This window comes from Microvirga sp. HBU67558 (assembly GCF_018069605.1).
Taxonomy (GTDB): Bacteria; Pseudomonadota; Alphaproteobacteria; order Rhizobiales; family Beijerinckiaceae; genus Microvirga; species Microvirga terrae.
On sequence record NZ_JAGPUP010000016.1, the window covers coordinates 1 to 235 of the forward strand.

Annotated in this window: 1 protein-coding gene; it reads left to right on the top strand. The window is 63.4% G+C overall.

Annotation, left to right across the window (positions count from 1 at the left end; genetic code table 11):
* Positions 1–235: cytochrome c family protein (locus tag KBI52_RS00065; RefSeq protein ID WP_371823078.1), on the top strand; the 235-nt coding region annotated here is incomplete at both ends.

Here is a 235-nt window from a genome sequence, read left to right on the forward strand (position 1 = left end):
CATCGGCCGCAAGGCGGGCACGGTGGAGGGCTACAACTACTCGCCCGCCAACAAGAACTCCGGCATCACCTGGGACGAGGCGACGTTTTCCGAGTACATCAAGGATCCCAAGGCCAAGGTGCCAGGCACCAAGATGGTCTATGCCGGCCTCAAGGACGAGCAGCGCATCAAGGACCTGCTCGCCTACCTCAAGCAGTTCGATGCCGCGGGCCAGAAGACCTCCGCCCTCCCGGGA